The organism is Burkholderia sp. PAMC 28687 (assembly GCF_001577465.1).
Taxonomy (GTDB): domain Bacteria; phylum Pseudomonadota; class Gammaproteobacteria; order Burkholderiales; family Burkholderiaceae; genus Caballeronia.
In genome coordinates this window covers 1731857-1758844 of sequence record NZ_CP014505.1, presented here as the reverse complement: position 1 = coordinate 1758844, position 26988 = coordinate 1731857, and the positions used below count along the sequence as shown (strand labels likewise).

The 26988-nt window shown below is 60.8% G+C and carries 25 protein-coding genes and 1 pseudogene; 19 read left to right on the top strand and 7 right to left on the bottom strand.

All coding sequences use genetic code 11. The features are described from left to right. Positions 1-140 precede the first annotated feature (140 nt). From AX768_RS08040 to AX768_RS08030, 3 genes are all read left to right on the top strand, one after another. Positions 141-1067 carry a colicin transporter gene (locus AX768_RS08040; protein WP_442857231.1) on the top strand — a complete coding sequence of 309 codons (927 nt, stop codon included), beginning with the start codon at positions 141-143 and terminating at the stop codon, positions 1065-1067. 86 nt (positions 1068-1153) lie between these two features. Beyond that, positions 1154-1372: a DUF465 domain-containing protein gene (locus AX768_RS08035; protein ID WP_061999524.1), complete on the top strand. Its 219-nt coding sequence runs from the start codon at positions 1154-1156 to the stop codon at positions 1370-1372. A gap of 162 nt (positions 1373-1534) precedes the next feature. Further along, complete coding sequence (locus tag AX768_RS08030) at positions 1535-3757, top strand: ATP-dependent DNA helicase (RefSeq protein ID WP_442857253.1); 2223 nt, start codon at positions 1535-1537, stop codon at positions 3755-3757. A gap of 90 nt (positions 3758-3847) precedes the next feature. Here AX768_RS08030 and AX768_RS08025 read toward each other — a convergent pair whose 3' ends face one another. After that, on the bottom strand, positions 3848-4720 hold the full coding sequence (locus tag AX768_RS08025; protein ID WP_062000866.1) for an outer membrane protein assembly factor BamD: 873 nt from the start codon (positions 4718-4720) through the stop codon (positions 3848-3850). 57 nt (positions 4721-4777) lie between these two features. Here AX768_RS08025 and AX768_RS08020 point away from each other — a divergent pair, with 57 nt between their 5' ends. The 7 genes from AX768_RS08020 (at position 4778) to AX768_RS07990 (ending at position 13521) form a co-directional block, all read left to right on the top strand. Further along, positions 4778-6028, top strand: coding sequence for an RluA family pseudouridine synthase (locus AX768_RS08020; RefSeq protein ID WP_061999523.1), 1251 nt, complete (start codon positions 4778-4780; stop codon positions 6026-6028). 5 nt (positions 6029-6033) lie between these two features. Further along, entirely contained in the window at positions 6034-6900 is an 867-nt protein-coding gene (gene pgeF / locus AX768_RS08015) for a peptidoglycan editing factor PgeF (protein WP_061999522.1), read from the top strand. Positions 6901-7385: 485 nt separating this feature from the next. Continuing rightward, positions 7386-9221 (top strand): class I poly(R)-hydroxyalkanoic acid synthase, encoded by a 1836-nt coding sequence (phaC, locus tag AX768_RS08010; protein WP_061999521.1) that lies wholly within the window; start codon positions 7386-7388, stop codon positions 9219-9221. A 170-nt stretch (positions 9222-9391) separates the two neighbouring features. Further along, a complete protein-coding gene (locus AX768_RS08005; protein ID WP_061999520.1) occupies positions 9392-10573 on the top strand; it encodes an acetyl-CoA C-acetyltransferase in 1182 nt (393 codons plus the stop codon). 63 nt (positions 10574-10636) lie between these two features. Beyond that, a complete protein-coding gene (locus AX768_RS08000) occupies positions 10637-11377 on the top strand; it encodes a 3-ketoacyl-ACP reductase (RefSeq protein WP_061999519.1) in 741 nt (246 codons plus the stop codon). Positions 11378-11541: 164 nt separating this feature from the next. After that, a complete protein-coding gene (gene phaR, locus AX768_RS07995) occupies positions 11542-12123 on the top strand; it encodes a polyhydroxyalkanoate synthesis repressor PhaR (protein ID WP_061999518.1) in 582 nt (193 codons plus the stop codon). 345 nt (positions 12124-12468) lie between these two features. Beyond that, complete coding sequence (locus tag AX768_RS07990; protein ID WP_082778773.1) at positions 12469-13521, top strand: tRNA dihydrouridine synthase; 1053 nt, start codon at positions 12469-12471, stop codon at positions 13519-13521. Positions 13522-13570: 49 nt separating this feature from the next. Here the strand turns inward: AX768_RS07990 and AX768_RS07985 are convergent, their stop codons facing one another. Further along, complete coding sequence (locus AX768_RS07985) at positions 13571-14071, bottom strand: GNAT family N-acetyltransferase (RefSeq protein WP_061999517.1); 501 nt, start codon at positions 14069-14071, stop codon at positions 13571-13573. Between the two features lie 218 nt (positions 14072-14289). On the opposite strand from AX768_RS07985, the gene rimO reads away from it, so the two are divergent. The 4 genes from rimO to AX768_RS07965 all read left to right on the top strand — a co-directional run bounded on the left by rimO (position 14290) and on the right by AX768_RS07965 (position 18856). Beyond that, the gene (gene rimO, locus AX768_RS07980) at positions 14290-15681 is read left to right on the top strand and encodes a 30S ribosomal protein S12 methylthiotransferase RimO (protein WP_061999516.1); all 1392 of its coding nucleotides are present in this window, start codon (positions 14290-14292) and stop codon (positions 15679-15681) included. Between the two features lie 21 nt (positions 15682-15702). Next, positions 15703-16899, top strand: coding sequence for a beta-ketothiolase BktB (gene bktB, locus AX768_RS07975; RefSeq protein ID WP_061999515.1), 1197 nt, complete (start codon positions 15703-15705; stop codon positions 16897-16899). 14 nt (positions 16900-16913) lie between these two features. Beyond that, positions 16914-17570, top strand: coding sequence for a hypothetical protein (locus AX768_RS07970; RefSeq protein WP_075359539.1), 657 nt, complete (start codon positions 16914-16916; stop codon positions 17568-17570). Between the two features lie 89 nt (positions 17571-17659). After that, the gene (locus tag AX768_RS07965; protein WP_062000864.1) at positions 17660-18856 is read left to right on the top strand and encodes a cystathionine beta-lyase; all 1197 of its coding nucleotides are present in this window, start codon (positions 17660-17662) and stop codon (positions 18854-18856) included. Positions 18857-18875: 19 nt separating this feature from the next. Here the strand turns inward: AX768_RS07965 and serB are convergent, their stop codons facing one another. Continuing rightward, positions 18876-19721 carry a phosphoserine phosphatase SerB gene (serB, locus tag AX768_RS07960; RefSeq protein WP_061999514.1) on the bottom strand — a complete coding sequence of 282 codons (846 nt, stop codon included), beginning with the start codon at positions 19719-19721 and terminating at the stop codon, positions 18876-18878. A 113-nt stretch (positions 19722-19834) separates the two neighbouring features. Between serB and AX768_RS07955 the strand changes: the two genes are divergently transcribed. Continuing rightward, positions 19835-21052: a cytochrome P450 gene (locus tag AX768_RS07955; protein WP_061999513.1), complete on the top strand. Its 1218-nt coding sequence runs from the start codon at positions 19835-19837 to the stop codon at positions 21050-21052. Between the two features lie 16 nt (positions 21053-21068). On the opposite strand, the gene AX768_RS07950 is transcribed toward AX768_RS07955, so the two are convergent. Beyond that, positions 21069-21371, bottom strand: coding sequence for a BrnA antitoxin family protein (locus tag AX768_RS07950; protein ID WP_061999512.1), 303 nt, complete (start codon positions 21369-21371; stop codon positions 21069-21071). Next, positions 21346-21624: a BrnT family toxin gene (locus tag AX768_RS07945; protein WP_061999511.1), complete on the bottom strand. Its 279-nt coding sequence runs from the start codon at positions 21622-21624 to the stop codon at positions 21346-21348. The genes AX768_RS07950 and AX768_RS07945 overlap by 26 nt, the downstream gene beginning before the upstream one ends. Positions 21625-21922: 298 nt before the next feature. Between AX768_RS07945 and AX768_RS33635 the strand changes: the two are divergent. Further along, positions 21923-22123: pseudogene (locus AX768_RS33635) on the top strand (hypothetical protein); the annotation flags it as partial. A 307-nt stretch (positions 22124-22430) separates the two neighbouring features. Here AX768_RS33635 and AX768_RS07935 read toward each other — a convergent pair. Together AX768_RS07935 and AX768_RS32675 are read right to left on the bottom strand one after the other, a co-directional pair. Beyond that, positions 22431-23807: a tetratricopeptide repeat protein gene (locus AX768_RS07935; RefSeq protein WP_061999509.1), complete on the bottom strand. Its 1377-nt coding sequence runs from the start codon at positions 23805-23807 to the stop codon at positions 22431-22433. A 35-nt stretch (positions 23808-23842) separates the two neighbouring features. After that, the gene (locus AX768_RS32675; RefSeq protein ID WP_155524196.1) at positions 23843-24124 is read right to left on the bottom strand and encodes a hypothetical protein; all 282 of its coding nucleotides are present in this window, start codon (positions 24122-24124) and stop codon (positions 23843-23845) included. 42 nt (positions 24125-24166) lie between these two features. Here AX768_RS32675 and AX768_RS07930 point away from each other — a divergent pair, with 42 nt between their 5' ends. From AX768_RS07930 to ku, 3 genes are all read left to right on the top strand, one after another. Beyond that, positions 24167-25183 (top strand): zinc-binding alcohol dehydrogenase family protein, encoded by a 1017-nt coding sequence (locus AX768_RS07930; protein WP_061999508.1) that lies wholly within the window; start codon positions 24167-24169, stop codon positions 25181-25183. A 171-nt stretch (positions 25184-25354) separates the two neighbouring features. After that, complete coding sequence (locus tag AX768_RS07925; RefSeq protein WP_231941243.1) at positions 25355-25912, top strand: DUF6013 family protein; 558 nt, start codon at positions 25355-25357, stop codon at positions 25910-25912. Between the two features lie 129 nt (positions 25913-26041). After that, positions 26042-26962 carry a non-homologous end joining protein Ku gene (gene ku, locus AX768_RS07920; RefSeq protein WP_061999507.1) on the top strand — a complete coding sequence of 307 codons (921 nt, stop codon included), beginning with the start codon at positions 26042-26044 and terminating at the stop codon, positions 26960-26962. Positions 26963-26988: the final 26 nt, after the last annotated feature.

The following is a 26988-nucleotide window of genomic DNA, read 5'->3' as shown; positions in this document are numbered from 1 at the left end:
TTTCCATGCCGCGCATTTCACTTGAATCCGCGCGAACACGTTTGCCGGGTTGGTGAAGCGGGGCATTTTGCCATAAATGCCGGAGGCCTCCGGCGCACGGTGATAGAATTTCGGCACCGTAGAAGCTGCATTTCAATACATTGTCCAACCCGCTGGCTATCACGTTGCCGACCTCCCGCCTTTCGCCCGTTTTGCCGACTGTACCAGTCGATTTGTTCGCCACGCGCCACGCCGCGCGCTCTTGCTCGCGGTGGTTTCATCCGCTTCGCGCCGCAATGGCCGTGCTGGGGTGCGCGGGTTTTGTTCAGGCAGCCACGGCGCAGACGCCCAGGCCTATCAATCCGGGCACGTCGGTCACAGAATCGCCGCTCGACGACGCCCGTGCGACCGGCGCAAATGCCGCAAGTCCGGCGGACGCAGACGCGGACGCGAACGGTTTCGGCGCGCGTCAGAAGGCGCTTGACACGCGCAGCGAGGAAAACAACTATCGGTATGCGGTCAAGCAGCACGATTGTTATAACGATTTTTTTGTCAATCATTGTCTTAATGCCGCGCGTGCAGCGAAACGCGATGTAAGCCAGGAAATCCGCAAGCAACAACTGGCGCTCGACGACGAACAACGTCTGCAACACGCGCAACAGCGGGACCAGCAAACGGCGCTCAAGCGCGCCCAGTACGAAGCAGATGCGCCGCAACGCGCAACGACCGAAAAGGCGAGCGCGGAATCATTCGCTGAAAAGCAGCGCCAGAACGCACTGTCAGAAGCGCAGCGCACCGCAGAAGCGCCGCAACGGGCCCAGAATCAGGCGGCGTACGACCGCAAGCAGGCGGATTACCAGAAGAAGCTCGACGACGCCGCCGCGCGTGGCGCGCAGGACGCGCGTGATCGCGACGCGAAGGCTGAGCGTTACGAGGCGAAGCAGCGCGACGCTGCCGAGCACCAGGCGGAAGTGCAGGCACGGCAGAAGGAAGCGGCTGTGAAACAGCAGCAGCGCGCGCAACAGGAAGCCGCCGATCGCGCGCATCAGGAGCAGCTCAAGCAACAACAGCAACAACAATCGAAGTAAGCTGAAGAAGGTCTGGATGTGGACAGCAACCTCGGGCGATGCCGCCGGCGTTTTTCCGGCGTCCGCCGTGACGAGAGGAGCCGAACATGCACGCATATCCTGCAGCAGCAGTCGACACGGGCACGATCCGCGAGCGTATCGTGCAGTTGCAGGCGGAGCATCATGGCCTGGACAGCCTGATCGACAAGATGGCCGACGTGCCGGGCATCAATGAGCTGGAAATCAGGCGCCTGAAAAAGCGCAAGCTCAAGGTCAAGGACACGATCATCCTGCTGCAGTTACAGTTGGAACCGGACGCGCGCTGAACGGCGTCGCGCTGAAAGGCGTCGCGCTGAATGGCGTCGCGCGATTCAGCGGCGCGTGCATCGAACAGTTTTGCCTTACGCGCGGCAAAAAAGCCCAAGCTACAAGCAGGAACCTTCCCCTTGAATTCGCCCGACAACGCCCTCACAGACAACGCGGAATCCGTGCTGAAGCCGGCCGCGAAAGCGGGTGGCGCCGACACATCGCTTTCGCTGACACTTGCACCGAAGCGCCGCACCGAACTCGACGCGATTTTTGCCGCCGAGGGCCTGCTGGCGCGTCAAATCGATGGTTATCGCTCGCGTGCGTCGCAGATCGAAATGGCGCGCGCAGTCGCGGCCGCGATGGAAGCGTCCGGCCGCGCCATGCCCGAACCCGCCTTGTTCGACGCGCAACGCCGTCCGGCGCGCAAGCTCGGGCCATCGGATGCGCCGGTCGTGGTCGAGGAAAGCGGCGAGGAGGTCGGCCTGGCCACCGCAACCACGGGCGTCGACGGCGGTGAGAACACGTTGATCGTGGAAGCGGGCACGGGCACGGGCAAGACCTTCGCGTATCTCGTGCCGGCCATGCTGTGGGGCGGCAAGGTGATCGTATCGACGGGCACCAAGCACTTGCAGGACCAGCTTTTCCAGCGCGACATCCCGACCGTGCGCGACGCGCTCGCGGTGCCGGTTTCCGTCGCGATGCTCAAGGGCCGCGCGAATTACCTGTGCCATTACTACCTGCAGCGCACCGCCGATAACGGCCGTTTGCCCACGCGCCAGGACACCGCGCATCTGCAGGAAATCATCCGCTTCGCGAAACTGACGCACACCGGCGACAAAGCCGAACTCGCGAGCGTGCCCGAGAACTCGCCGGTCTGGCCGATGGTCACGTCCACGCGCGACAACTGCCTGGGCCAGGAGTGCCCGCAGTACAAGGAATGTTTTGTCATGCAGGCGCGGCGCGAGGCGCAGCAGGCGGACATCGTGGTAGTGAATCACCACCTGTTTTTCGCCGATGTCATGCTCCGCGACACCGGCATGGCCGAGTTGCTGCCGACCGCCAACACCATCATCTTCGACGAAGCCCATCAGCTTCCCGAGACGGCGACGCTGTTTTTCGGCGAGACCGTATCGACCACGCAGTTCCTGGAACTCGCACGCGATGCCGTTGCGGAAGGCCTGAGCCACGCGCGTGACTTCTCCGACTGGACCAAGCTCGGCGCCGCGCTCGAACGTGCGGCGCGGGACGTCCGGCTCGCATTCAGGGAAGATTCGGTGCGCATGTCGCTCGGCCAGCTCGTCGACGATCATCCTTTATTCGATGCCCTCGACACACTTGAGGAACACCTCGATGCGCTCACGGCCGCTTTGAACGCTCACGCCGAACGCGCGGAATCGCTGGGCGCGCTGCAGCGCCGGGCACGGGAATTACAAGGTTTGCTGGGGGGCTGGACCGCACCGCCAACGTCCGTGGAAAAGGCCGTCGCGCAAGAGAAGGAAGCCGCCGCCAAAGCCGATCCGAACGAGATGGTCCGATGGATCGAAGTGTTCTCGCACACGGTCCAGTTGCACGAAACGCCGCTGTCCGTCGCGCCGATCTTTTCGAAGCAGCGCGCGGGCGTTCCGCGTGCGTGGATCTTCACATCGGCAACCTTGTCGGTGCGCGGCGACTTCACCCATTACGCCGCGCAGATGGGCCTGAACGCGCGACGCTCCATGACGCTGCCCAGTCCCTTCGACTACCCCGAGCAGGGCTTGCTGTACGTGCCGCGCAACTTGCCGCAACCATCGTCGCCGAATTTCACCGACGCCGTGTTCGATGCTGCGTTGCCTGTCATCGAAGCATCGAAGGGGGGCGTGTTTTTCTTGTGCACGACCTTGCGCGCCGTCGATCGCATTGCCAACCGCCTGCGCGACACCATCGAGCGGCGCGGCTGGGATTATCCGTTGCTGGTTCAGGGCGACGCGAGCCGCACTGAATTGCTCGATCGTTTCCGTTCTTATGGCAACGCGATCCTCGTTGGCAGCCAGAGTTTCTGGGAAGGCGTGGATGTGCGCGGTGATGCGTTGTCGCTGGTTGTCATCGACAAGCTACCTTTTGCGCCGCCCGATGATCCCGTGTTGTCGGCGAGACTCAATGCGCTGACGAAGAAGGGCTTGAGCCCTTTCGCTGTGCACCAGTTGCCGCAGGCAGTGATCACGCTCAAGCAGGGCGCGGGGCGTCTGATTCGCGCAGAAACGGATCGCGGTGTGCTGATGATCTGCGACACCCGTCTCGTCGATAAACCTTACGGCCGGCGCATCTGGCAGAGCCTTCCGCCGTTCAAGCGCACGCGTGAAATAGAGGTGGTGCGCGCGTTCTTCACCGATCCTGAAACGGCGGTGACCGAAGCGGAAGAGTAAGTAACACGCATTCTTTCAACCGAACACATAAATAAAAAACCCGGCCTTAAAGCCGGGTTTTCTGTTGGTACGGTCAGCGAATCAAACTGCTTACCAGATCTGCCACCACGATTTGTTGTCCTTGCCCGGCCGCGACCTGCCGGTGACATACGGGCTGTCGGGGAACGTAGCGGCCAGCACGCGCTTCGTGTCGCCTTCCAGTTGCGGCTGATCAAGCTTGCCGTACGACAGCATCATGATATGCAGTGCATCTTCCGTTGCCGGCGCGTTCTTGTACTCGCGAATGGCGAGTTGCGCGCGGTTGATTGCGGCCACATAAGCACCACGCCGATAGTAATAATCCGCGGCATGAACCTCATGCGAAGCCAGTGCGTTCACGATATAGCGCATGCGCTGGGCTGCATCCGGCGCATACTTGCTTTGCGGGTAACGGTCGACAACGATCTTGAACGCATCGTAGGATTCGCGCAGCGACTTCGGATCGCGCTCGCTCATGTCCTGGCCGGAGAAGCGGCCGAACAGACCGAGGTCGTCGTTGAAATGGATCATGCCCTTCAGGTAATACGCGTAGGCAATGTCCGGATGATCCGGATGCAGCTTGATGAACCGGTCGATGGCAGCATCAGCCGAGTCGGTTTCGCCGTCCTTCCAGTTGCAGTACGCCACGTTGATCTGCGCTTGTTGCGCAAAATGTCCGAACGGGTCACGGCCTTCGAGGTTCTCGAAATACTTTGCGCATTTGCCAAAGTCGCCGCCGGTCAGCGCATCCTGCGCCTCCGAGTATAATTTCCCGTTATTCCACGTGGCCGTTTCGTCGGTTTTCTCGGGCAGGCCATGGCAGCCTGCGACAATGACGGCACCCGCAGCCAGCGCAGCAACCCTGACAGACGAATTCGACGATAGCCTGATCAACTGGCGCACAGGGTTCAAAACGGTTTTCAAAGCTTGATTCACGGCTCGCATCAGTGCTTGCATTTTCTAGCTCATGCCTTTCTGGCTAATTCCCAGCTTTCAGTCTAAATGACCCGCTCAAGTACAAGTCGTACCAAAGATCGCAGCAAAGATTATAGCCCAAGCGCATCGGCCGACGACGCACGTCCGGACGATTTGACCGCATCCGCGGCGGCATCCGGTTCTGCAACCGAAACGCATGGTGCGCCTGTATCCACCAACCTTCACGCGCGCCGCGCCGATGCCGAAACGCCACGCACGATTGCCGTGCCCGACGAGTACGCCGGCGAGCGGCTCGACAAGGTCATGGCGCGGCTGTTCCCGGAATTCTCGCGCAGCCGCTTGCAGACATGGATCGATGCACAGCGCGTGCAGGTCGACGGCGCGCCTGCAAAGATCCGGCAACCGGTGCCGCTGGGCGCGACGATCACGCTGATTCCCGACCTGTTGCCCGAGCAGCTTGCGTTCACGCCCGAGCCGGTGCCGCTCGACATCGTTTATGAAGACGATGCACTCGTGGTCATCAACAAACCCGCCGGCATGGTCGTGCATCCGGCAGCCGGGAACTGGAGCGGCACGCTGCTCAACGGCCTGCTTTACAGATACGGCGATGCCGCAGCCGGCCTGCCGCGCGCGGGTATCGTGCATCGGCTGGACAAGGAGACGTCGGGGCTCATGGTCGTTGCGCGCACGCTCGAGGCGCAGACCATCCTCACGCGCCAGTTGCAGGCGCGCACGGTGAAGCGCCGCTACGTCGCGCTGGTGTGGGGCACGATGCCGGACGAAGGCACGATCGATGCCCCCATCGGCCGCGATCCCCGCGACCGCACGCGCATGGCCGTGGTGGAGAGCGCATCGGGGAAGTACGCGCGCACGCATTACCGCACCATCGACCGGGCGATGTGGAACCAGCAGCCCGTCTCGGCCGTGCATTGCGATCTCGATACCGGCCGCACGCACCAGATTCGCGTGCATTGCGCGCATATCCGCCATCCCTTGCTCGGCGACCCGATTTATGGCCACGCGCGCGGCAAGCGCTCGGTGCAGCCTTTGCCCGATGGCTTCAACCGGCAGGCGCTGCATGCCTGGCGTCTCGGCCTGATTCACCCGACCACGGGCCGCGAGATAAGCTGGCGCGCGGACGTTCCGGAGGACATCGAGGCGCTGGCGGCTGAACTCGGACTCGGCCGCGATGAATCGACCGATCTCGATCCGGAAGATGAGGACTTCATCGAGGAAGAAGGGTATGACGCCCAGGCGCGCGGTGGCTGGGATGAATCGCAGCCGATCGAATACGACGAAGATGACGACGAGGAATAAGGGCGATGAGCGAAACTTCCCGTGCGGGTTTTTCAGCTCGGCCGCTTCGTCACGACGATTGTCTCTGGCCTGACTGGTCGAGCGGGCCTGCGGCGGTATCGAAGCGCGTTCATGCGTTCGCGACCACGCGCAACGGAGGCGTGAGCGAAGCGCCTTACGGCGGAGCAAAGGGCGAGGGCGGTTTGAACCTCGGGTTGCATACCGGCGACGTTCTTGACACGGTGCTTGAAAACCGGCGCCGCGTGGTCGCGTTGACGGGCGCGCCTGTCGCGTGGCTCGAGCAGGTTCACGGCGTCGATATCGAAGACGCGGCCGAAGTGATCGACCGGTGCGCGGGTTCTCCCTCATCGACGGTCAAGGCCGACGCCGCCGTGACCGATCGCCCTGGCGTGGTCTGCGCGGTAATGGTGGCCGATTGCTTGCCGGTGCTGTTTTGCGATACCGCCGGCCGTGCCGTGGGCGCGGCGCACGCGGGGTGGCGCGGACTTGCTGGCGGCATTGTGGAGAAGACGGCGATGCGCGTCGCCAGTCTCGCAGGCGCTCGCATGGAAACGCTGCATGCATGGCTTGGACCGGCAATTGGTCCAAGCGCATTCGAGGTCGGCGAAGATGTGCTCGATGCGTTTGTAAGCCCCGCCAGTCCTGCGCATCGCGACGCAGTCATGGCCGCCTTCGCGCCGCGCGAACAGAAACACAAATATCTCGCTGATATCTATGCGCTTGCGCGTTTGCGGCTCGAACTGGCGGGCGTTGCGCCGCAGCACGTCCACGGCGGAACGCATTGTACGGTTACGGAGGCTGAGCGTTTCTTTTCGTATCGGCGCGAAAGGACAACCGGGCGTATGGCCGCCATGATCTGGCTTGCCAACTGAACTTTTCACCCGGCCAGCGCGCGCTTAGAAGTGCGCATTTCTTGCTCGCCATTGAGGCGTTATCGCGACTTATATGTTGCGCAACATAATTCATTGTCCGGACCGTTGATTACATCGGGAAAACGATGATGAAAAAAATATCGCACTGCGTCAAAATCAAGGTGACGCATTGACACGCCTTGCACCGTGGAGCAAGAATGTTTCACAAAAGCGCATGGCGTAAGCAAAGTCAAATCATCGCGGTCGGGCGTTCGTCGGGCGTTTGAACCTCCGGCACCTCACTCGCGATGGATCCGACGCGGCTCCACGTCACGCCTCTATCAGCAACTCAGTCTTTCGGGACGCTTAGGTCAAACGCGGATATGGCTGCCTCCAAATCTTCTTCCTCATCTTCATCGGGTTCGTCGCGTCCTTCGGGTAAGGCCGGGGCTGCGGATACAGCAGCGAGCACGCCGTCCGGCGTGCCAGGTGCGGACCCCGCCGCCATGCAAAAGATGTTCGAGCAATGGCTCAACACATGGCGTTCAGTCGCCGATCCTTCGTCGTGGCAAAAGCTCTCGGCACAAGCCAATGCGGGGTCATCGGGCGCGCCGGGTGCGAATCCGTTTGCGGCTTTCGGCGCCATCCCTGGCTTTGCGGGTTTTCCCGGCGGTAACGGCAACATTCAATCCATGTTTGCGTCGATGCCCGGTATGCCGGCCATGCCGAAGATTCCGACGGCCGCGATTGCGCCGCAACGCCTGCAGGAATTGCAGGCGAGTTTCTCGCGCGACGCCACGGAACTGATGAAGCAGGCGGGCGCGCAAAGCATCGATTTGTCGACATTGAAAGACCGGCGTTTCAGCGGCGCCGCCTGGCAAGCCACACCGGGTTTTGCGTTCGCGGCCGCGTGGTACGTGCTCAACGCGCGTTATCTGCAGGAACTTGCGGAAGCGGTCGAGGGCGACGCCAAGACGCGCGAGCGCATTCGCTTCGCCGTGCAGCAATGGGCGGCGGCAGCATCGCCGAGTAATTACATTGCGTTGAATCCGGATGCGCAGAAGGCGTTGATCGAAAGCCGCGGCGAGAGCCTGCAGAAAGGCATGATGAATCTGCTCGCGGACATGCAGCGCGGCAAGATTCAGCAAAGCGATGAATCGGGCTTCGTGGTCGGCAAGAACATCGCGACCACCCAGGGTTCGGTCGTGTTCGAGAACGACCTGCTGCAATTGATCCAGTACACGCCGCATACCGCGACGGTGCGCGAGCGGCCGCTCCTGATCGTGCCGCCTTGCATCAACAAGTTTTATATCCTCGATCTGCAGCCCGAAGGTTCGCTCGTCGGCCACGCGCTCGATGCCGGTCATCAGGTTTTCATGATCTCGTGGCGCAATGCGGATGCATCGATTGCTCACAAGACGTGGGACGATTACATCGACGAGGGCGTGCTTACGCCTATCGATGTGGTGAAGCAGATCAGCGGACGCGAGCAGATCAACACGCTCGGCTTCTGCGTGGGCGGCACCATGCTCGCGACGGCCTTGGCCGTGCTGGCCGCGCGCGGGGAACATCCGGCGGCATCGATGACCTTGCTCACCGCCATGCTCGATTTCTCGGATACGGGCGTGCTGGATGTTTTTATCGATGAACAGCATGTGAAGATGCGCGAACAGACCATCGGCGGAAAAGACGGTACGCCGGCGGGCCTGATGCGCGGAGTGGAGTTCGCGAACACGTTCTCGTATCTGCGCCCGAACGACCTGGTGTGGAACTACGTGGTCGACAACTACCTCAAGGGACGCACGCCGCAAGCGTTCGATCTGCTTTACTGGAACAGCGACTCCACCAATCTTCCCGGGCCGATGTTCGTCTGGTATCTGCGCAACACGTATCTGGAAAACCGCCTGCGCAATCCCGGCGAGTTGACCGCCTGCGGCGAACCGGTGGATTTGTCGCTGATCGACGTGCCCACGTTCCTGTATGGCTCGCGCGAGGATCACATCGTGCCGTGGACGGCGGCCTACGCATCGGCGCCGTTGCTCACCGGCCCGCAGACGTTCGTGCTCGGCGCATCTGGGCATATTGCGGGCGTGATCAATCCGCCGTCGAAAAACAAGCGCAGCTTCTGGAAGCTGGACACGACCGATAAAACCCTTCCCGAGAACCCGGACGACTGGCTTGAGGGCGCGACCGAGCATCCGGGAAGCTGGTGGACGACCTGGACCGCCTGGCTCGATGGTCACGGCGGCAAGAAAGTGAATCCGAAGCCGGAACTGGGGTCAGCGGATTTCGCGGTGATCGAGCCCGCGCCGGGACGCTACGTCCTGCAGCGGGACCAGTGACCGGCATGCGGACCAGACCTGATTGCATTTCAACTGCGACAGGTCAACAGTAGGCGGGTAATTACGCATGACGCGAACGTTCTCCGGGGCGTCGCGTGCATCGTCAGACAGAGAGGCAAGCGGGCTTCCCGAAGCGGGCTACCACTTTCGATTATCAAAGGAAACGGAAAATGACAGACGTAGTGATCGTATCGGCTGCACGGACGGCAGTCGGCAAATTCGGCGGGTCGCTGGCGAAGATCGCCGCGCCTGATCTCGGTGCAATCGTGCTGCGCGCGGTGCTGGAGCGCGCGAACCTGAAGCCCGAGCAGATCAGCGAAGTGATCCTCGGCCAGGTGCTTACGGCCGGCTCCGGCCAGAATCCAGCGCGTCAGGCGCTGATCAAGGCGGGCTTCCCGAATTCGGTTCCGGGCATGACCATCAACAAGGTGTGCGGCTCGGGCCTGAAGGCCGTGATGCTCGCGGCAAACGCGATCATTGCCGGCGATGCCGACATCGTGGTCGCAGGCGGACAGGAGAACATGAGCGCGGCGCCGCACGTGCTGCCGGGTTCGCGCGATGGTTTTCGCATGGGCGACGCCAAGCTGATCGATTCGATGATCGTCGACGGCCTGTGGGATGCGTTCAACTCCATCCACATGGGTGTGACCGCAGAAAATGTCGCGAAGGAATACGGCATCTCGCGCGCGGACCAGGACGCGTTCGCTGCGTTGTCGCAGAACAAGGCGGAAGCGGCCCAGAAGTCCGGCCGTTTCGACGATGAAATCGTGCCCGTCGAGATTCCCCAGCGCAAGGGCGACCCCGTGCGTTTTGCTACCGACGAATTCGTGCGCCACGGCGTGACGGCCGAGTCGCTTGCATCGCTGAAACCGGCGTTTTCGAAGGAAGGCACGGTGACGGCGGCGAATGCGTCCGGCCTGAACGACGGCGCTGCAGCCGTGATCGTGATGTCCGCGAAAAAAGCCGACGCGCTCGGCCTCACGCCGCTCGCGCGCATCAAGGCGTACGCGAATGCGGGCGTCGATCCCAAGATCATGGGCATGGGTCCGGTGCCGGCATCGAAGCGGTGCCTGGAACGCGCGGGCTGGTCTGCAGGCGATCTCGACCTGATGGAAATCAACGAAGCGTTCGCTGCGCAGGCGCTCGCGGTGCATCAGCAGATGGGCTGGGATACATCGAAAGTGAACGTGAACGGCGGGGCAATCGCGATCGGCCATCCGATTGGTGCGTCCGGCGCGCGGATCCTGGTCACGCTGCTGCACGAAATGCAGAAACGGGATGCAAAGAAAGGGCTGGCGTCGCTGTGTATCGGCGGCGGCATGGGCGTGGCGCTTGCACTCGAGCGCCCGTAGGGAGGCCGTGCGAGCGGGCACGGTGCGCTGTACCAGCGCGCATAACGATAAACGGAGCGAGCAATGACTAAACGAGTAGCGTATGTAACGGGCGGTATGGGTGGCATTGGCACGAGCATCTGCCAGCGGTTGCACAAGGACGGCTACACGGTCGTCGCGGGTTGCGGACCGAATTCGCCGCGCCGGGTCAAGTGGCTCGAGGAACAGAAGGCGCTCGGGTACGAGTTCATCGCGTCGGAAGGCAACGTGGGCGACTGGGAGTCGACCAAGAATGCGTTCGACAAGGTCAAGGCCGAAGTCGGCGAGATCGACATCCTCGTGAACAACGCCGGCATCACGCGCGACGTGGTGTTCCGCAAGATGACGCATGAGGACTGGACCGCGGTTATCGATACCAACTTGACGAGTCTTTTCAACGTGACCAAGCAGGTGATCGACGGCATGGTCGAGCGCGGCTTCGGGCGCATCATCAATATTTCATCGGTGAACGGCCAGAAAGGGCAGTTTGGCCAGACGAACTATTCGACGGCGAAGGCCGGCATTCACGGCTTCACGATGGCGCTCGCGCAGGAAGTGGCGACCAAGGGCGTGACGGTCAATACCATTTCGCCGGGCTACATTGGCACGGACATGGTTAAGTCGATCCGCCCGGACGTGCTCGAAAAAATCGTCGCGACCATTCCGGTCCGCCGGCTCGGGCGGCCTGAGGAAATCGGGTCGATCGTGGCGTGGCTGGCATCGGAGGAATCGGGTTTCTCGACCGGCGCCGACTTCTCGCTGAACGGCGGCCTGCACATGGGTTGAGGGCGCGAGGCACTGCGCGCGACAGAACGTGGAGACCTTGCGCGCCGTGCCGCGAATGGCTTGACCTTCCGACCCCGGCGCCCACTACGAACCGGCGGCTTCCCGGCGCTCAAAGCGCATGAAGTCCGCCGGCACAGTTTGAGTTTTGCGTTTAAAGGCGTTACATGACCACTACAAAGAAATCCGCTGAACGGCTCATAAAAAAATATCCGAATCGCCGGCTCTACGATACCGAAACCAGCACCTACATCACGCTCTCCGACGTCAAGCAGCTCGTGCTCGACCAGGAAGAGTTCAAGGTGATGGACGCCAAGTCGTCCGAGGACCTGACGCGCAGCATCTTGCTGCAGATCATCCTGGAGGAGGAGAGCGGCGGGCTGCCGATGTTTTCATCGGTCATGCTTTCGCAGATCATCCGTTTCTACGGCAACGCCATGCAGGGAATGATGGGCACGTACCTGGAGAAGAATATCCAGGCGTTCATCGATATCCAGCACAAGCTCACCGATCAGTCGAAGGGCTTGATCGATGGCGGGAACGGGACGCAACTGAACCCGGAAGTGTGGTCACAGTTCATGAACATGCAGGCGCCGATGATGCAGGGGATGATGACGAGCTATATCGAGCAGTCGAAGAACATGTTCGTGCAGATGCAGGAGCAGATGCAAAGCCAGGCGAAATCGATGTTCAGCACGTTTCCGTTTCCGAATCCGCCGGGCGCGAGTGGGACGGGGGAGAAGAAGTAACAGAACCCGACCGGTTGACGCCGTCCGTGAGCCATTCCTGGCTCACAGTACAATGACGGTTTGCGGTGCGGCGCCTGGGCGAACAGTCGCCTTGTGACGACAGCCGCGCCGGGTCTTTCCCTTCCAAGCGTCTTCTGTCCTGCTTTTCCAGCGGTGACGCCAGCGACAGCGCGCGCTGCCCGGCTGGTCAGCTTCGTTCCAGGCCGGCTTGCCGCAAGCCATACGTCACTTACAACACCAGAGTAAAAAATGTCCCTGATCGCTAATCCCGCTGTGCCCAAGGTGGGGTTGAGTTCACTTGGACGCCTGTAAAATTCGCAGACGCTGCTCAGGCGAGGCTTTCGCATGAGCCGGCTGCTTCTTGCGCCCATGGAAGGGCTCGCAGACTACGTGCTGCGCGATGTGCTGACCAGCACCGGCGGATTCGACGGCTGCGTATCCGAATTCATCAGGGTAACGGGGTCGGTGCTTCCCCGGGGTGTCTACGAGAGAGAGACGCCTGAAGTCCTCCACGGAGGCCGAACACCCAACGGCACGCCGATGGTGATCCAGTTGCTCGGCAGCGATCCTGAATGGATGGCGTTGAATGCGGCTACGGCGGCCAGTCTGTCGCCTTATGGCATCGATCTGAACTTCGGCTGTCCCGCAAAGATCGTCAACCGGCACGGTGGCGGCGCGATGCTGCTGGCGCACCCTGAACAGTTGCACCGGATTGTTTCGTCCGTTCGTGCAGCAGTCCCTCGCAGCATTGCCGTGACGGCAAAAATGCGGCTTGGCGTATCCGATACTTCGCTCGCGATCGACTGCGCCACGGCGCTGGCGGAGGGCGGCGCTGCCTCCCTCGTGGTGCATGCCAGAACGCGGGACGATGGTTATCGGCCGCCGGCGCACTGGGAATGGATCGCGCGTATCGACGCCGCCGTGGACGTACCGGTTGTAGCCAACGGAGAAGTCTGGACCGTGGCCGACTGGGACGCATGCCGTGCGGTCAGCGGCTGCGCGGACGTGATGATCGGGCGGGGCGCCGTCTCGGACCCGTTCCTGGCTTTGCGCATCCGCGGATTGATGGACCGGACGCCTTCCGACGACGAATGGCCGGCCGTGCAGGGTCTACTCGCCGATTACCTGAGGAAACTGCAACTCCGGGTGGCATCCCGTCATGAGCACGGCCGCGTCAAGATGTGGCTCGGCTATCTCAAGCGGACCTGGCCACAGGCTGCCGAGCTGCACGCAGCGATTCGGCGCCTGCATGATGCGTATGAAATTCTTGAAGTGATCGAGCGCGCTATGGCACTCGACGATTCAACACCGGTCGTTCACTGTGCGGCCATTGGGTCGCCCGATCCGGTAAAGCCTCGCTATTTGACCGGGCGCTTCATCGCCGGCTCGGTGACGTAACGGGCTGCGGCCCCTTAGCTTTTGCGCAACGTTCCATGTGTCGCCATCGTCATTGCTGGTCGACGTTATCGACGCGCTTTGTGTACTGATTCTGCCCGTCTTCCTGAACGCCCTCATTCTTCCAGCCAAGTCGCTGGTAAAAGCCATTCGAGCGGACGTTCGGATTCCGGTCTGTGCGTAACCAGATTTCACCGCAGCCTCGAGTCGACAACCACTGTTCCGCTTCGTGCATGAGCAGGCGGCCTATTCCAATTCCTTCATATTCGGGTCGAACAAAAACCGCGAAGATCGTCGCTTCCGTCGCGTTGGCCATGGCAAATGCCACAACCCTTCCAAGGTCCTCTGCGACCCAGCCGCGACCTTCGCCGGTCAGCATGGCGGCAATTGTCTCCGGCGTGATATTCACAGACGCCAGGTCTGCGATGGACATGTGGTTCTCACGCACGCTGGTGCGAACGTCGAAAAGGGATGGCACGTCTTCGATGGTTGCGACGCGGATATGTATGGAAGCATTTTTCATGACGGTTGTTTCCTGTTCCAGTTCGGCCACTTGGTGCTTTGGGCCTTGTCGGGTCGATCGCCTCAAATTGTATGACGGGACCTTGCGACGATCGCTTATCTCGAAATAAAGTTAAGGTGTGCCGCCGTCAATCTCACCGGTTCGATCTCGTCGAACGTGCACGCGCCCGTCTGCGGGTAAAATATCGGATTGGTCTACACCGCTTGACGCGAGTTGCGGTCCCGGCCTGCCCCACATCTGGAAGTCCCGTGAAAAATCATTTAGAAACAACGGCTAAGGCTCATTCGGCGCCTAAAGTCGGCTTTGTCAGCCTCGGCTGCCCGAAGGCCTTGGTCGACTCCGAGCAAATCATCACGCAACTGCGCGCCGAAGGTTACGAGATTTCCAGCTCCTACGATGGCGCCGATCTCGTGGTGGTGAACACATGCGGTTTTATCGATGAAGCCGTGCAGGAAAGCCTCGACGCCATCGGTGAAGCGCTGCATGAAAACGGCAAAGTGATCGTGACCGGTTGTCTCGGCGCGAAAAAGAGCGCCAGCGGGACAGGCCTGATCGAGGAAGTGCATCCAAAGGTGCTGGCCGTGACCGGTCCGCACGCGACGGCCGAAGTCATGATCCACGTGCACCAGCACTTGCCCAAGCCGCACGATCCGTTCATCGATCTGGTGCCGCCGGCCGGGATCAAGCTCACGCCTCGCCATTACGCGTACCTGAAGATATCGGAAGGGTGCAATCACCGCTGCACGTTCTGCATCATCCCGTCGATGCGCGGCGACCTGATCTCGCGTCCCATCGCCGACGTGATGCTCGAAGCGGAAAACCTTTTCAAATCCGGCGTCAAGGAACTGCTCGTGATTTCGCAGGACACGAGCGCTTATGGCGTCGATGTCAAATACCGCACCGGCTTCTGGAACGGCAAGCCGGTCAAGACACGGATGACGGACCTCGTCGGTGCGCTGGGCGAACTCGCGGCGCAATATGGCGCGTGGGTCCGCCTGCATTACGTGTATCCGTATCCGAGTGTGGACGAAGTGATTCCTTTGATGGCGGAGGGACCGCTGAAAGGGCACGTGCTGCCGTACCTCGACGTTCCGTTCCAGCATGCACATCCCGAAGTGCTCAAGCGCATGAAGCGCCCGGCGAACGCCGAGAAAGTGCTCGAACGCGTGCAGAAGTGGCGCGCAATGTGCCCGGACCTGACGATCCGCAGCACGTTCATTGCGGGATTCCCGGGCGAGACGGAAGAGCAGTTCCAGACGCTGCTGGACTTCATTCGTATCGCTGATCTGGATCGGGTCGGCTGCTTCGCGTATTCGCCGGTCGAAGGCGCGACGGCGAATGATCTCGACGGCGCGCTGCCCGACGAAGTCCGCGAGGAACGCCGTGCGCGGTTCATGGAACTGGCCGAGGAATTATCGGCGGAACGCATGAAGCGCAAGGTGGGCAAGACGCTGAAAGTGCTCGTCGATGAACTCAGCGCCGAAGGCGGCGTCGGACGTACTGCGGCCGATGCGCCCGAGATCGATGGCGTGGTGTATATCGAACCGGCGAAAAAAGCGTCCAAACGATATAAAGCGGGCGACTTCGTGTCGGTAAAGATCACTGGCGCCGATGGCCACGACCTGTGGGGCGAAGTTTAACAACGGGACAAAGGAGCTTTCATGACGCAGCGTGAAGTGGTGGTGGTCAGTGGAGTACGGACTGCAATCGGCGATTTCGGCGGTGCTCTGAAGGACTTCAGCCCGACCGATCTTGGCGCACGTGTGGTGCGCGAGGTTTTATCGCGGGCGGATCTGTCCGGCGATGACGTCGGCCATGTCGTGTTCGGCAACGTGATCCAGACCGAGCCGAGGGACATGTACCTGGCGCGCGTCGCCGCGTTGAACGGCGGCGTCACGCAACACGCACCGGCGTTGACCGTCAACCGGCTGTGCGGATCGGGATTGCAGGCCATAGTTTCCGCCGCGCAATCCATCTTGCTGGGCGATACCGATATCGCCATCGGCGGCGGTGCGGAGAGCATGAGCCGGGCGCCGTATCTCGCGCCGGCCGCGCGGTTCGGCCAGCGCATGGGCGACGCCCGTCTCGTCGACATGATGCTCGGCGCGCTCCACGATCCCTTCGATTCCATTCACATGGGCGTGACCGCTGAAAACGTCGCGGCGAAGTACGGCATTTCGCGCGAGACGCAGGATGAGCTTGCGGTGGAGTCCCACGGGCGGGCGGCGCGGGCCATCGAAGGGGGCTATTTCAAGGAGCAGATCCTTGCGGTGACGCAGGCGTCGAAGAAGGGTGACATCGTCTTCGATACCGACGAACACGTCCGCATGAATGCAACGCTCGCAGACTTCTCGAAGCTCAAGCCGGTGTTCGCGAAAGAAAACGGCACGGTGACGGCGGGCAACGCATCGGGTATCAACGATGCCGCCGCTGCCGTCGTGTTGATGGAACGCAATGAGGCCGAGAAGCGCGGCCTCAGGCCGCTTGCGCGTCTGGTCTCGTATGCGCATGCGGGCGTCGATCCGAAATACATGGGCATCGGACCGGTTCCGGCCACGCGGAAGGCCTTGGAGCGCGCCGGATTGAGCGTGGCCGACCTCGATGTGATCGAAGCCAACGAAGCATTTGCGGCGCAGGCATGTGCGGTATCGAAGGAACTGGCACTCGATCCCGCGAAGGTCAATCCGAACGGCTCGGGCATTTCGCTCGGCCATCCGATTGGCGCAACGGGCGCGTTGATCACCGTGAAGGCGCTGTACGAGCTGCAGCGCACGGGCGGCCGATATGCGCTCGTGACGATGTGCATTGGCGGCGGGCAGGGTATCGCGGCAATTTTTGAACGTGTAAGTAGCAATTGAGCAGAGACCATTCGATGACGCAATTGAAAGTGGCAGCATTCGCGGCGGCAGCGCTGATGCTTGCCGGATGTAATTCAGCCATGCCGCCTGACGGATCGCGCTCGGTTTCAGCAGCGCGCGCAGCGGCCACGCCGGGCGACCTGGGCCTGCGGGCGCCGGGGACGTCGGAAGCCATCGAGACGCTGGCGTTGCCGCCGGCAAAACCCTTGACGCCCAACCCCGAATTTGCGCGGTTTCCGGTGTACGCAGGTACGCTCGGCGACCAACAGATCGAGATGAAGCTCGGCGCAAAGACGGATGAAGCGTCGGGCGTTCACGGCGAATACCGGTTCGCAGGAAGTCCGACGGTGATCGTGGTGGCGGGAGACCGCGACGGCGATACGCTCGAAATCGAAGAGTCGACCGATGGCACGCACATCACGGGCAATTGGGTCGGCAAGTTTGCCGCCGACGGCAGCGTATCCGGTGAGCGGATGAACGCCGACGATTCCAACCCGGTGCCGTTCGAGCTCAAGCCGGTCGGCGCCGGATTGCCGCCCGCCCGTGCGGCCGGTGCGAATGCGCCGCTCGCGCCGAGAGCCGCGCCGCCCGCCGCGCCGTCGCTCGAACCCGCGCCCGTGCCGCCGAACAACGCAGTGGGCGGGACGAGCAACGTGATCATCGGCGAGTGATTTGCACTTAGCCGTCCAGCGTGATACGGCGTCATCGGCTTCTCGCGATGGCGCTTTTTTCTTTTAGCCCAGACATGCAGGACATTTCCATGACCGATTCCAGCCATTCGTCGAAAGAACTTAGTTTGCAGACTCGCATCGTCCATCCCGAGGACAAGCTGACGCCCGGTTTCCAGTCGTTTTCGGTGCCGGTCGCGCGTGCGTCGACGGTCGTGTTTCCGGATCTCGCCACCATGCGCGCCCTCGTCTGGCACGACGACAGCCAGTGGCGCTATGGCCTGCATGCCACGCCGACATCGCTTGCATTGGCGCAACGCCTCGCCGCGATCGAAGGCGGTCAGCATGCGTTGCTGGCACCGTCGGGGTTATCGTCGATATCGAATGTGTATTTCGCGCTCGTCAAATCCGGCGATCACGTGCTGATTCCGGACAACGCGTATTCGCCCAATCGCGAACACGCCGACTGGCTCGCCAAGGATTTCGGGCTCGAAGTGACGTATTACGATCCGCTGATCGGTGCGGGTATCGACGCATTGATCCAGCCGAACACCAGGCTGATCTGGCTGGAAGCACCGGGCTCGGTGACCATGGAAGTGCAGGACGTGCCGGCCATTACGAAGGTTGCGCGCGCACATGAGGTGTTGACTGCTATCGACAACACCTACTCCGCCGGCCTCGCGTTCAAGCCGTTCGAACACGGCGTCGACATCTCGGTGCAGGCGCTGACGAAGTACCAGTCGGGCGGGAGCGACATTTTGATGGGCGCGATCATCACCGTCGATAAATCCCTCCACGCCCGGATCAAAGCCGCGCGGATGCGCATGGGGATCGGTGTGTCGTCAGACGATTGTTCGCTGGTGTTGCGCAGCTTGCCGAGCATGAAAATCCGCTTCGAAGCGCATGACCGGACGGCGCTTTCATTGGCGCGCTGGCTGAAGACACGCCCGGAAATCGCGGCGGTGCTGCATCCGGCGCTGCCGGATTGTCCGGGCCATGAGTTCTTCGAGCGCGATTTTACGGGCGCGGGCGGCCTGTTTTCCATGGTCTTCGATAAGCGCTACAGCCCGGCGCAAATCGATACCTTCGTTGAAGCGCTGGCAAACTTCGCGATTGGCTGGAGCTGGGGCGGCGCGAACAGCCTCGCCATGCCGTACAACATCAAGTCGATGCGCACCGCCGGCGCGTGGCCGCATGAGGGCGTGCTGGTGCGTTTGTATATCGGGCTGGAGGAGGAGGCCGATCTGCGCGCGGATCTGGAGAGCGCGCTGGACGGCCTGGGCGACTGAGAACAACCAACGGCGGCGTTCAGAAGAGTTTCAACAGGCCATCGAGTCCCACGAAATTGAGCGCGAGCGTCGCTGATTCCCGGACCACCGGCTTTGCCCTGAACGCCACCGACAACCCCGCTTCCGCCATCATCTTCAGGTCGTTCGACCCGTCACCCATCGCGATGGCGCGCTTCGGATCAATCCCGAGCTGAGCGCACGTTTCACGCAACGTGCGGGCTTTCACTTCGGCGTTGACGATCTCGCCGGTCACCTTGCCAGTCAGCTTCCCATCGATAATTTCAAGCGTGTTCGCGCGCGAAAAATCCAGGCCGAGGCGTGCTTTCAATTTTCCGGTGAAGAACGTGAAACCGCCGGACACCAGGAGCGTTTTCAGGCCGGCGGCGCGGGCGCCCGCGAGCATGACTTCCGCGCCCGGCGACAAGCGCAGGCGCTCCTCGTACACGCGCTCCAGCGCGTTTGCATCGAGTCCTTTCAGCAGCGCGACGCGCCGTGTCAGGCTCTCGTTGAAGTCCTTGATTTCGCCGCGCATCGACGCTTCCGTGATCGCCGCGACCTCCGCTTTCAGCCCGCAGAAGTCGGCGATTTCATCGATACATTCAATCGTGATCAGCGTCGAATCCATGTCCATTGCAACCAGGCCGAAGTCGGCAAGCCGCGCGTCCGGTGCCACGAACGCGTAATCCAGCCGATGTGTGCCGCAATAGGCATCGATGTCCGGACGCTGCAGCGGATCAGCGCCGCTCAACCGCAACACCGTGCCGTCAGCGGCCGCGCGCTCCGTTTGCCGCGAACGGGCGAGGGCGGCGAGCGGTTTCAGATGGGTATCGGCGATCGGTTCCAGGCTTTGGATGACGAGATTCATGGCGGGAGGGAATATTAAGCGGCGAAAGACCGTCATTGTAATGGTCCCGACCGATGGCGAACGCACGCGCCACGCCGCTATCATGAACGTCAGATGACATAACGGAGACCCGCATGACCCCGACCGACCACGCACGCGCCTTCGACCTGCGCCAGCTCGACGCCGCGTTCTACGCCGATCCCTATCCGGTCTACGATGCGTTGCGCGCCACCGAGCCGATCAAGAGAATGCCGGACGGTTCGCTCTTTCTCACACGATACAAAGACGTGCAGGCGGTATATCGCGATCCGAAGACCTTCAGTTCGGACAAGACCGTAGAGTTCGGCCCGAAGTACGGCGCCGACAGTCCCCTTTTCGCACATCACACGACCAGCCTCGTCTTCAACGATCCGCCGCGGCATACCCGGGTGCGCAAGCTCATTGCGGGCGCGCTGACGGCACGCGCCATCGCCGCGATGGAACCCGGCCTCGTTAGGCTTGTCGATGCTCTGCTCGATCAGGCCGCCGAGCGTGGCGAGATCGATTTGATCGGCGAGTTTGCATCGGCGATTCCGGTTGAAGTGATCGGCAATCTGCTCGATGTCCCGCACGACGAACGCGCGCCGCTGCGCGACTGGTCCCTCGCGATTCTCGGCGCGCTGGAGCCGGCGCTCACCGTGGAGCAGCACGAGAAGGGCAATCGCGCGGTGACGGAGTTCATCGATTATCTGGTGACGCTGGTGGCACGCCGCCGGAGAAATCCCGGCGATCCGCAGCACGATGTGTTGACGCGTCTCATCCAAAGTGAATCCGACGGCGAAACGCTCGACGAAGCCGAATTGCTGCATAACTGCATCTTCATCTTGAACGCGGGCCACGAGACGACCACGAATCTGATCGGCAACGGCATTGTCCTGCTGGCACAGTGGCCGGAGCAACGCTCGCGGCTGCGGGCCCGGCCGGAGCTGATTGAAAGCGCGATTGAGGAATGCCTGCGGTACGAAAGTTCGAATCAGCTCGGCAACCGGATAGCAACGGCGGATACGCAGATCGCGGACATTGAAGTACCGCGCGGGACGCCGGTAACCTTGTGCATTGGTGCGGCGAATCGCGACCCGGAGCAATTCGATCATGCCGAAACATTCGATATCACCCGTGAGCCGAACCGCCACCTTGCGTTCGGATTCGGCATTCACCAGTGCGCGGGTTTGTCGCTCGCGCGTCTTGAGGCCCGAATCGCGATCGGACGATTCGTGGCGCGCTTTCCGGCGTATCGGCTGAGTGGCGACCCAACACGAGCCGCGCGTGCTCGCTTTCGCGGGTTTGTGGAAGCGCCGGTTCTGGTTGAATGACGGACTTGCTGCAGCTTCAACGCATCAGACCGTGCGACATGGCGTAATGGCGCAACGCGGCGTTCATGCGTGTTTGCCAGCCGTCGCCTTGTGCCTTGTACGCATGGACCACATCCGGATCGATCCGCAACTTGACGGGCAGTTTAGGGTTCTCGAGCTTGGGCCGACCGCGCGGACGCAGTAATTCCTGCGCGCGTTCCTGGCCATAAAGCTCCGGCAAGACCTCCGAGGCCGGACGCGCGCGGGCGAATTCGGTATCACCCCATTCTGGATTGTCTTCCGGCGCCAGATCCTTAACTTCTTTGATTTGCTTGTTCATATCTGTTTATCTCGCGAGAATTTGCTTTACGCAGGCTGATCACGTGCATCTTCGCGCCGCGCGGAGCAAAAACCAGCATGTGCAACCTGCCTTCAATTAAGCCAAGCACCTGGAAGCGCCGCTCCTCGTAAAGCTTCCTGATATCTTCGACAACCAGCGCCGTTGTCATATCCAGGTCGCGGACCGCCTCGAAAGACAGGCCACGCTCCCGAATGTTCGTCTCGCTTTTCAGTACGTTGTACGAGATTGGCATTAATAATGTACCCCCAAAAATCTGGATATGCAAGCTTTTAATGTACACCCACGAACTATGGATCGCGCCGGTCTAAAGGCCGTATCGATGTCTCGTTAGCAATAATCTGAGGGCTAAAAATTATTTAAAATCGGAAAACTCTTATTCCCATTTCTTTGAGATGAACTTTGGCCTAGTCCTATACGTGTTGGCCTAGAAGGTCACTTTCGTTTATCGATCTTCGCGATTCGGAAGAAGATTTTTTAGCGATTACCGTATTTTTCCGCAAAGGTGGAAGTCCATAAGATGGACCCACACTCCGAAGGACGAGGTCGAAGAGTCGCCGCGCTTGCGCAGCTGGGATGCGGTGGGTACGGTGAAGGCGGTCGGTCCGGACATCACGCTTGGTCAAGATGGGCGACGCGGTCGTCTATGCGGGGAGCATCACGCGGCCGGAATTGGCGAAATGGGCAACGAGCTGGGCGCCGATCACAACGTGGATCACTTCGGCGACATGCCGAAGCGCCCGTGATCTCCGCAAGATCAACGCAGCGAACTTGCGCGAGGCGCATCGCCTTCTGGACGAAAGGCGTGCGATCGGGAAGGTGGTGACGACGGGGTTCTGATTCTCCGCTTGTTCGGCATTCATCGGTGCGCAGGCTTGTCGCCCTCGCCCCGTAAGGCGAGCGGGCGACTATTGTGTTGCCGCCTATACGCCGTATCGGCTGGCCGACGCCGCAACACGAGACGCGCGTGCTCGCTTTCGTGGGTCTGCGGAAGCGCCGCTCGCGCCTCGCGTGGCCAACAACGCGCAGCGCATAGCGTCGTCAAGCACCTGGCCTCGAGATGAGTTCCCGTCGCATTTGAGCAATGACGCTCGACCAGTCTCGACCCGGCCGGGGCTGACGGAAGAGCCGGGCGCTTGGATACAAGGCTGACGTTTCACTTTTTGTCATCCAGCGCCAGTCAGTTCCGAAGTGAGGCAACATGATCCAGACCGGCTTGCCCAGGGCCCCCGCGAGATGGGCGACCGCGGTATCGACCGTGATAATCAAATCGAGCTGGTTGATTAGTGCCGCTGTATTTGCAAAGTCGTGGAGCTCACCGCTCAGATCGACAAGTTCTCCCCGACCGTCTGCCTCACGCGCATCACTTTCACCTTCGCCTTTTTGCAAACTGAAGAAATGAACTGCTTTGATTGAGCTCAATTCCAACAAGAGTTTGAAGTCGACCAGCGACGCTGAACGATTGATATCGTTCTTTAACTGCTTGCTTCCTTTCCAGACCAATCCAATTTTAAGCAGCATATCGCTTTGTGGAATGACGCCGGTTCTTATGGTTGGCGCGCGCAGATATGGATTAACGGTTTCCGGAATTGTGCTGACTGCCGTATGAAAACGGTACGGCAGACTCATTGAGAGCACCCAATAGTCGTGACGATTTACCGACATGCCAGGAGATAACGGAAGAAAATCAACCTCTCCAATGCTCGCGAACAGGCTAACCAGCGTGGGCTTGCAGGCCCACGTAACCTTGCTTGCGCCGGCCGCGGCGAGCGAAGCTGCGTAACGGACCGTCTGGATTTCGTCGCCCAGCCCTTGTTCGCCAATGACCAGAATCGATTTGCCGACTAGGTTTTCCCCGCGCCATGGTGGAAACGGCAACTCTGGCGCATTGACTGGACGGGCATCCCACCGCTTTGAAAATCGGGCTTCATGCAAGGGCCATCCTTCGTCGAAGCGACCTTGTGCAAGCAGATTGACGGACAGGTTGTAACTTACCCAGTCGGCTGATTCGTCAATCTCAAGCGCGCGCCGATACCACTTTTCCGCATCAGCCAGGTCCGATAAACAGCTTTTGATCAATCCAATATGGCCTAGTGTTGTCACGTCTGTCTTGTTGCGTGCAAACGCCTTGCGGAACAGCTTTTCAGCGGCTTCAATATCACCCTGATCCAGCGTCAATCGACCAAGGTTATTTAATAATCCGACGTCGTTCGGCGTGATTTTTAGCGCCGCCTCGAAGTGGGCACGTGCTTCGGCTGACCTCTTCAACTGGGCTAGCAAGACGCCATAGTTGGTCAATGCCGCAATTGATTGCTTGTTAATTTCCAGGATTGCTTTGTACTGTTCTTCAGCTAACGCATAGTCACCGCGCTGGTGCGCTGTAAAAGCAGCGTGAAGCGTGTTTTGTTCGTCTTGCATAATTCAAGTTTAAATCAAAAAATTGATTAATTAATTTAACAAATCACGCGCTCAATAAATATAGAGAACGATGCTACCACGGCTGATTTATCGAAGGTTCTTAAAAAAACGAATGAATTGAGATAATCGGGCGGGTTGACAGGAGAAATGTAAATTGCAGCTTCGCTGGCCGCTTTATCCCCGCAGGAACGGGCGTCTGCCCCTGAAAGAGCTCGTTCCAGGTAACTCTTGCGGGCGAATTTTCGTCTTTTAAGCGAAGATGTTTTATCGATTGCTGGGTTCTTTGTGAAGCCGAAAGCCCCTAGGATCGGGTTCACACCTTGCAGCCTGAAGCTGGAAACCTTCGAAGGAACTAATCTATGAAAGCCATTGCCCTGACCCGTTACCTGCCGATTTCCAACCCCGAATCGCTAATGGACGTCGAAATCGACAAACCCGCGCCAACTGGACGCGACCTGCTGGTAAAGGTCGAAGCGATCGGCGTGAATCCTGTCGATACTAAAGTCCGCGCGCCGAAGGACAAGGTCGAAGAGTCGCCGCGCGTGCTCGGCTGGGATGCAGCGGGCACAGTCGAGGCGGTCGGCCCGGACGTCACGCTGTTCAAAGTGGGCGACCCTGTGTTTTACGCGGGCAGCATTACGCGGCCGGGTACGAACAGCGAGTTTCATCTCGTCGATGAACGCATCGTCGGCAAGAAACCGGCATCGCTTGATTTTTCGCATGCCGCCGCGTTGCCGCTCACCACGATCACCGCCTGGGAAGCGTTGTTCGACCGGCTGGGGGTATCGGCGGAAGGGAAGGACGCGGGCAAGTCGGTGCTGGTCGTGGGCGGCGCGGGCGGTGTGGGTTCCATCGGGATTCAGCTCGCGAAGAAAGTGGCGAAGCTGAGGGTGATCGCGACCGCGTCGCGGCCGGAATCGGCGAAATGGGCGACCGAGCTGGGCGCGGATCATATAGTCGATCACTTCGGCGACATGCCGAAGCAACTGAAGGACGCGGGTTTTGAGCAGGTCGATTACGTGCTGATCTTCAACGATACCGACAAGCATTTCCCCGCGGCTGCCGAGGTCATCGCCCCGCAAGGCGGGATTTGCACGATCGTCGAAAACAGCATGCCGATTGCGGTCGAATTGCTGAAGGCGATGAGTGCCGCGTTCCATTGGGAATTCATGTTCACGCGCGCTATGTTCGGCACGCCCGACATGATCGAACAGCACAAACTGCTCACCGAAGTGGCGCGACTGATCGACGCAGGCACGATCAAGACGACGCTGGGCCGTGATCTCGGCAAGATCAACGCAGCGAACTTGCGCGAGGCGCATCGCCTTCTGGAAGAAGGGCGTGCGATCGGCAAGCTGGTGATGACAGGGTTCTGATTCGCCGTCTGAACTGATCTGCCATTGCGTTGCACGCTGCGCGCGCCGCGGGTTTCCCATGAGAAGCCCGCGGCGCGCGTCGCGCTAGACTGGACGCGCCTCGCGCGCGGTCCGAGCCTCCTCGGCGCCGTCGTGTTCATCTCGCGTGACGGTGCAAACGGAGGGCAACGCATGATCGATCGTTCGGGTTTCGCTCAGTTTTGCCGGCCTGCGGGTACGGCATTCGCGCTGTGCTTTTGTATGGTGTCGGCGCATGCAACGCCCGGCATCAAGGTGATGTCCGAAGTCGCCAACGACGGCCCGATCAAATACACGGTCAAGATGGCGTCCAAGGCGTGGGGTAACGAACAGGAAACACGCACGATCCGCTCCGGCCAGACCGATGACTTCACCTGGCAGAGCAAACCTCCCGGCGGCGCGCAAAACGTGCCGGACGCCTGTCCGGACGTGGGTTCCATCCGCAACGCCAGCGGCGTCACGGTGCGCCAGGTGAAGATCCGCTTTGCGGCGGTGATTGCGAGCAACGGTGACGCCGATGTCCAGATGAATTTCCAGGGCCACACGCCGCGTGCCGCGACGGCGGTTACTGTAGCCGGCAAAAAACTGCAATGTCCCACCGATAATTCCTTTAGCCAGATGACACATTTCACGATGCCGACCGGTGGCGCCGAAAAATCGGTGACGCTCAGCGACGGTACGAAGCTCACCGTGAGCGCAAGCCGCAAGTAAAACCACGGCGCCACGGCGCTTTCCCATCTGGCACGTTTTCTGCGGAGCGTTGACGGTCCGCGCCCGCTGGCGCGGGCCAACACCGTCAACCGCAACGTCGATAAACCGCTCGTCGGAAGGTCAAGCACGATGCCACACATGATCTGGAAAGGCGCGATCAGCTTCGGGCTGGTCCACGTCCCCGTGCAACTCTACCCGGCCACGCAGTCGGAGAAAGTGGGCTTCAACCTGCTCGATAAACGCTCGATGGATCCCATCGGCTACAAGCAGTTCAACAAGAACACCGGCAAGGACGTGACGCGCGACAACATCGTGCGCGGTTTCGAGTACGAGAAGGGCAAATACGTCGTGATGAGCGATGCCGAAATCCGCTCGGCCAATCCAGAATCGACGCAAACCGTCGATATTCTCGCGTTCGTCGAAGCGCCCGACATCTCGTTTCTGTCGCTGGACACCCCGTATTACCTTGCGCCCGACCGCAAGGGCGAAAAGGTCTACGCGCTTTTGCGCGACGCGCTGAAACAATCGGGGAAGGTCGGTATCGCGAGCGTGGTGCTGCATAACAAGCAGCATCTGGCCGCGCTGATTCCGGTTGGTCCGGCTCTCGCGCTCAACACCTTGCGCTGGGCCGACGAAGTGCGCGATTTCGACCAGTTCAAGCTACCCGATGAAGACCCGAAGAAAGCCGGCGTCACGCCGAAAGAACTGGAGATGGCGCAGCGCCTGATAGACGACATGAGCGATTCGTGGAATCCGCACGATTACCACGATACGTTCCGCGAAGACATCATGGCGCTCGTCGAAAAGAAGGTGAAGGAAGGGCACACGGAGGAAGTGTCCGAGGTCGAGGAAGGCAAGCCGCGGAAGTCATCGGCGGAGATTCTGGATTTGTCGGAGTTGCTTAAACGCAGCCTGAAGAAGGGCAAGCCCGCGGCGAAGCGCGGCGCCAAAGCGGCCGCTGACCAAGGCGACGACGCGGCTGACACCGAAGAACCGGCCGCCGCCACGAAACCGGCGCGCAAGACGGCTACGCGCCGCAAGCGCGCTTAAAGCACGCAACCGTCAAGCGGACCCGC

What these genes read in the sequence shown, in the direction of transcription:
- AX768_RS08035 (WP_061999524.1), top strand. Translation starts at nt 1,154, where the DNA reads ATGCACGCATATCCTGCAGCAGCAGTCGACACGGGCACGATCCGCGAG.
- AX768_RS08025 (WP_062000866.1), bottom strand. Translation starts at nt 4,720, where the DNA reads ATGCGAGCCGTGAATCAAGCTTTGAAAACCGTTTTGAACCCTGTGCGC.
- AX768_RS08020 (WP_061999523.1), top strand. Translation starts at nt 4,778, where the DNA reads ATGACCCGCTCAAGTACAAGTCGTACCAAAGATCGCAGCAAAGATTAT.
- pgeF (WP_061999522.1), top strand. Translation starts at nt 6,034, where the DNA reads ATGAGCGAAACTTCCCGTGCGGGTTTTTCAGCTCGGCCGCTTCGTCAC.
- phaC (WP_061999521.1), top strand. Translation starts at nt 7,386, where the DNA reads ATGCAAAAGATGTTCGAGCAATGGCTCAACACATGGCGTTCAGTCGCC.
- AX768_RS08005 (WP_061999520.1), top strand. Translation starts at nt 9,392, where the DNA reads ATGACAGACGTAGTGATCGTATCGGCTGCACGGACGGCAGTCGGCAAA.
- AX768_RS08000 (WP_061999519.1), top strand. Translation starts at nt 10,637, where the DNA reads ATGACTAAACGAGTAGCGTATGTAACGGGCGGTATGGGTGGCATTGGC.
- phaR (WP_061999518.1), top strand. Translation starts at nt 11,542, where the DNA reads ATGACCACTACAAAGAAATCCGCTGAACGGCTCATAAAAAAATATCCG.
- AX768_RS07990 (WP_082778773.1), top strand. Translation starts at nt 12,469, where the DNA reads ATGAGCCGGCTGCTTCTTGCGCCCATGGAAGGGCTCGCAGACTACGTG.
- bktB (WP_061999515.1), top strand. Translation starts at nt 15,703, where the DNA reads ATGACGCAGCGTGAAGTGGTGGTGGTCAGTGGAGTACGGACTGCAATC.
- AX768_RS07970 (WP_075359539.1), top strand. Translation starts at nt 16,914, where the DNA reads ATGACGCAATTGAAAGTGGCAGCATTCGCGGCGGCAGCGCTGATGCTT.
- AX768_RS07965 (WP_062000864.1), top strand. Translation starts at nt 17,660, where the DNA reads ATGACCGATTCCAGCCATTCGTCGAAAGAACTTAGTTTGCAGACTCGC.
- serB (WP_061999514.1), bottom strand. Translation starts at nt 19,721, where the DNA reads ATGAATCTCGTCATCCAAAGCCTGGAACCGATCGCCGATACCCATCTG.
- AX768_RS07955 (WP_061999513.1), top strand. Translation starts at nt 19,835, where the DNA reads ATGACCCCGACCGACCACGCACGCGCCTTCGACCTGCGCCAGCTCGAC.
- AX768_RS07950 (WP_061999512.1), bottom strand. Translation starts at nt 21,371, where the DNA reads ATGAACAAGCAAATCAAAGAAGTTAAGGATCTGGCGCCGGAAGACAAT.
- AX768_RS07945 (WP_061999511.1), bottom strand. Translation starts at nt 21,624, where the DNA reads ATGCCAATCTCGTACAACGTACTGAAAAGCGAGACGAACATTCGGGAG.
- AX768_RS07935 (WP_061999509.1), bottom strand. Translation starts at nt 23,807, where the DNA reads ATGCAAGACGAACAAAACACGCTTCACGCTGCTTTTACAGCGCACCAG.
- AX768_RS07930 (WP_061999508.1), top strand. Translation starts at nt 24,167, where the DNA reads ATGAAAGCCATTGCCCTGACCCGTTACCTGCCGATTTCCAACCCCGAA.
- AX768_RS07925 (WP_231941243.1), top strand. Translation starts at nt 25,355, where the DNA reads ATGATCGATCGTTCGGGTTTCGCTCAGTTTTGCCGGCCTGCGGGTACG.
- ku (WP_061999507.1), top strand. Translation starts at nt 26,042, where the DNA reads ATGCCACACATGATCTGGAAAGGCGCGATCAGCTTCGGGCTGGTCCAC.